Annotated in this window: 4 protein-coding genes; all 4 read left to right on the top strand. The window is 38.6% G+C overall.

Annotated elements, in window-relative coordinates; all coding sequences use genetic code 11:
* Window positions 1–410: 410 nt before the first annotated feature.
* Complete coding sequence (gene rpsL / locus OZD67_RS01360; protein ID WP_006279787.1) at window positions 411–785, top strand: 30S ribosomal protein S12; 375 nt, start codon at window positions 411–413, stop codon at window positions 783–785.
* A 5-nt stretch (window positions 786–790) separates the two neighbouring features.
* Window positions 791–1270, top strand: coding sequence for a 30S ribosomal protein S7 (gene rpsG, locus OZD67_RS01355; protein WP_182158990.1), 480 nt, complete (start codon window positions 791–793; stop codon window positions 1268–1270).
* 21 nt (window positions 1271–1291) lie between these two features.
* Entirely contained in the window at window positions 1292–3358 is a 2067-nt protein-coding gene (fusA, locus tag OZD67_RS01350; RefSeq protein ID WP_182183222.1) for an elongation factor G, read from the top strand.
* Between the two features lie 11 nt (window positions 3359–3369).
* A partial coding sequence (tuf, locus tag OZD67_RS01345) for an elongation factor Tu (RefSeq protein ID WP_182183220.1) occupies window positions 3370–4541 on the top strand: 1172 nt, incomplete at its 3' end.

The raw sequence follows: 4541 nt of genomic DNA, 5'->3' as shown, positions 1-4541 counted from the left end.
AATCCTGCAAATTGGCGTACTATACTGTCTTAAACGACTTATAAGCGCGTTTCAGCTTGTGTAGGTAAAAACCTAGAAATGTTGTGAAGACATAAGGTGCACATAGTGCAAAAGATTAAAAATAAGACGCCAACTACGTTGTTTTCTTGCTGTTTAATCTGCACAGATGAAGATAACTGAATACCTTCACTATCATGATAAGGGGGCTGGCGGAGGGTGTCAAGTAACTTTTTCGTTTCTACTGAATGACAGTTGTGGCTTGGGAGGTAGTGCAAGAAGTCTACTGATGGCTTTCAAAGCAGTTGAGCTTAATTATTAGAGTAGTAATGTTTATTTTTATATTGACTATTGAGGTTTATTATTTTATAACTAAAAACTTAGTTATTTTAATGAGCTTGAGTTTATAACATATGCCTACGATAAATCAATTAATACGTAAAGGTAGATTAGGATTGACCCATAAGAAAAAGGTACCAGCTTTGGGAGAAAGCAACCCTCAAAGGAGAGGTGTTTGCACTAAGGTGTATACTACAACTCCTAGGAAGCCTAACTCAGCACTCCGTAAAGTAGCCAGAGTAAAAATTAGTGGGTATGGTGAAGTGACAGCTTATATACCTGGTGAAGGTCATAATTTACAAGAGCACTCTGTTGTTTTGATACGTGGTGGGCGGGTTAAAGATTTACCAGGTGTGCGTTATCACATAATAAGAGGTGCCCTTGATCTGCGTGGTGTGCAAAATCGAAAGAAAGCTCGTTCAAAATATGGTGTAAAGAAATCTGGTTAAAGTTTATGGCTCGTCGGAATAAAGCAAAAAAAAGAGAAATAAGTCCTGATTCGCGTTACGGCAGTGTTTTGTTGATGCGTTTCATTAATACAATCATGAAATGTGGTAAAAAGTCTACTGCAGAAAAGATTATCTATGACGCTTTGTCTTTAGCTGAAAAGAAAATAGGCGAAGGTGGGTTATCAATTTTTGAAACAGCGGTAGAAAATGTGACTCCTTCTATAGAAGTGCGTTCTCGACGCATTGGTGGTGCAACTTATCAAGTGCCTGTTGAAGTTCGACAAGATAGAGCTATTTCTTTAGCGTTAAGGTGGATTGCTAAAGCAACTTCTGCTGCTCGAAAAAAGAGTGGAAAAACCACTGTTGATTGTTTGCAATCTGAAATACTGGATGCTTATAATAAACGCGGTGGTGCGTTTAAGATGTGCGAAGAAAAATATAAAATGGCTGAGGCTAATAAGGCATTTTCTCATCTTCGTTTTTAATGTTAGCTAATTAATTGTGATATGGAAATTGGGATATCTAAATACAGAAATATAGGAATAATGGCTCACATAGATGCTGGTAAGACTACCACAACAGAGCGTATTTTATTTTATACTGGCAAGCAAAATAGAATTGGTGAAGTGCACGATGGGGCAGCTTCTATGGATTGGATGGAGCAGGAAAAAGAGCGTGGTATTACAATCACATCTGCTGCAACAACATGTTTTTGGAATGATCATAGGGTCAATATAATAGACACTCCAGGTCACGTTGATTTCACTATTGAAGTTGAGAGATCTTTAAGAGTTTTGGATGGTGCAGTTGCTGTATTTGATGGAGTTGCTGGAGTTGAACCTCAATCTGAAACAGTTTGGCGTCAAGCTGATAAATATAGCGTTCCTCGTATCTGCTTTGTTAATAAGATGGATAGAATAGGGGCAAATTTTTATCGATGTGTTGATATGATAAAGACGAAGCTTGGTGCAGCGCCTTTAGTCATTCAGTTGCCAATAGGAAGTGAGAAAGATTTCAAAGGTATAATTGACCTTATTTCTATGAAAGCCATTATATGGCAAGAAGAAACGTTGGGCGCTAAATTTTCTTATGAGGATATTCCTTCCGATTTGATTGACAAGGCTCAAGAATATCGAAATCTTTTATTAGATGCTGCAGCTGAGATGGATGATGAAGCGATGAATACTTACTTTGAGTCTAACGATCTGCCAGTGGATTTACTGAAAAAATGCGTGAGAAATGGGACCATTAAAGGAAAATTTGTTCCTGTATTATGTGGATCAGCTTTTAAAAATAAAGGCGTACAACCACTTTTAGATGGTGTGGTTGATTTTTTACCTTCTCCTATTGATGTTGATGTAATTGTTGGAACTGATCCTAAAGACTCAGAAAAGAAAATTGAGATCAAACCTTCAGAAAAAGAGAAATTCGTTGCTCTTGCGTTTAAAGTGATGACGGATAAGTTTGTAGGTAGCTTGACGTTTGTTCGTATTTATTCCGGTAAGTTAAAATCTAAATCTGCTGTATTAAATGCAGGAAAAAATGAGACTGAAGGAATTGGCAGAATGCTGCTTATGCATGCAAATAACAGAGAAGATATAAACGAAGCTAAAGTTGGTGATATAGTTGCCTTAGTTGGATTAAAGAGAACAATTACTGGCGACACTTTATGTTCATCTGATTTTCCTATATTATTAGAGCGTATGGAATTTCCTGAGCCTGTTATTGAAATTGCTGTGGAGCCTAAAACTACTTCAGATCAGGAAAAATTAGGTGTTGCTTTAAATAGATTGGTTGCAGAAGATCCTTCTTTAAGAATGTCAGTAAATGCGGAGAGTGGACAGACTATATTGAAAGGCATGGGTGAGCTGCATCTTGAGATTATTGTTGATAGAATGAAGCGCGAGTTTAACGTTGAAGCTAACGTCGGTGCGCCTCAAGTTGCATATCGTGAAACTATCACCAAATCTGTTGAAATTGATTACATTCATAAAAAACAATCTGGTGGTGCTGGCCAATTTGCAAAAGTAAAGATTATATTTGAACCTCTTGAGCCTGGTTCTGGGTTTCAATTTGAAAGTAAAATTGTAGGTGGTGCAATTCCAAAAGAATATATTCCTGGTGTAGAAAATGGTTTAGAGTTGATAAAAGAAGGAGGCATGATCTCTGGTTTTCCGGTTATTGATTTTAAGGCTACCCTTATTGATGGTGCTTTCCATGAAGTTGATTCTAGTCCATTAGCTTTTGAACTTGCTGCTAAAGGTGCGTTTAAAGAGATGGCAAATAAAGCTGGTCCAAAAATGTTAGAACCTATAATGAAAGTTGAAATCATTACGCCTGAAGAGTATATGGGCGATATCATGGGAGATGTAAATAGCAGAAGGGGGCAAGTTTCAAGTATGGAAACGCATAATAGTAGCACTATAATTCTTGCTTTCGTACCTCTTGCGAATATGTTTGGTTATATAAATGTTTTGCGTTCTATATCTCAGGGAAGAGCTCAGTATAGTATGCATTTTTCTTGTTATGAACAAGTACCACAATATGTGGTTGATGAGTTAAAGTATAATTAAGGGTAATAATTATGACAGCAGTAGTGGAAGCATTTGGAAAGCCACATGTAAATGTGGGAACAATAGGCCATGTGGATCATGGGAAGACAACGTTAACAGCGGCAATAACAAAGCATTATGGAAATTTTGTAGCGTACGATCAGATAGATAAAGCGCCAGAAGAAAGGAAGAGGGGGATAACGATAGCAACAGCGCATGTTGAGTATCAGACGGAAAAAAGGCATTATGCACACGTTGATTGTCCTGGACATGCTGACTATGTAAAGAACATGATAGTAGGTGCAGCACAGATGGATGCGGCAATATTGGTAGTGTCGGGGGTTGATGGGCCAATGCCACAAACGAGAGAGCATATATTGCTAGCGAAGCAGGTAGGTGTTGGATATATCGTGGTGTATATAAATAAAGCTGATGTTGCTGATGCTGATATGATAGATTTGGTAGAAATGGAAGTGAGGGAATTGCTGAATAAATACGGATTTCCAGGGAATGAAGTGCCTGTGGTAGTGGGGTCTGCATTGAAAGCGCTGGAGGATGACAGCAGCGAATATGGAAAGAAATCAATAGATAAATTGATGGGAAAGTTAGATGAATATGTGGCGGTCCCACCAAGGCCTGTGGATTTACCATTTCTATTGCCAATCGAGGATGTATTTTCGATATCGGGGCGAGGAACGGTGGTAACAGGAAGGATAGAGAAGGGGGAGATAAAGACGGGAGAAGAGATAGAGATAATAGGTCTGAAAGCGACGCAAAAGACGATATGCACAGGTGTAGAAATGTTTAAGAAGTTGCTGGATAAGGGGAGTGCAGGACTCAATGTAGGAATATTGCTCAGAGGAACAAAAAGAGAAGAAGTGGAGAGAGGGCAAGTATTAGCAAAACCGGGGACGATAACGCCGCATAGAAAGTTTAGGGCGGAGGTTTATATATTAAAGAAAGAAGAAGGAGGAAGGCATACACCATTTTTTGCAAATTACCAGCCACAGTTTTATTTAAGAACAACGGATGTAACTGGGAGCATAAAATTGCTAGATGGGAAGGAGATGGTAATGCCAGGAGATAATGTGAGTGTAGAAGTAGAATTGCAAGTACCGATAGCAATGGATAAGGGATTGCGTTTTGCGATAAGAGAAGGCGGTAGAACTGTTGGTTCTGGTGTTGTTTCTGAGATTTTGGAGTG

It is taken from the genome of Wolbachia endosymbiont of Drosophila nikananu (assembly GCF_028981865.1).
Lineage (GTDB): Bacteria > Pseudomonadota > Alphaproteobacteria > Rickettsiales > Anaplasmataceae > Wolbachia > Wolbachia pipientis_B.
Note: the sequence above shows the minus strand (reverse complement) of the source record. Positions and strands in the feature narration are given on the sequence as shown.

Coding starts and splice junctions, on each gene's coding strand:
- fusA (WP_182183222.1), top strand. CDS start 1,292: ATGGAAATTGGGATATCTAAATACAGAAATATAGGAATAATGGCTCAC.
- rpsG (WP_182158990.1), top strand. CDS start 791: ATGGCTCGTCGGAATAAAGCAAAAAAAAGAGAAATAAGTCCTGATTCG.
- rpsL (WP_006279787.1), top strand. CDS start 411: ATGCCTACGATAAATCAATTAATACGTAAAGGTAGATTAGGATTGACC.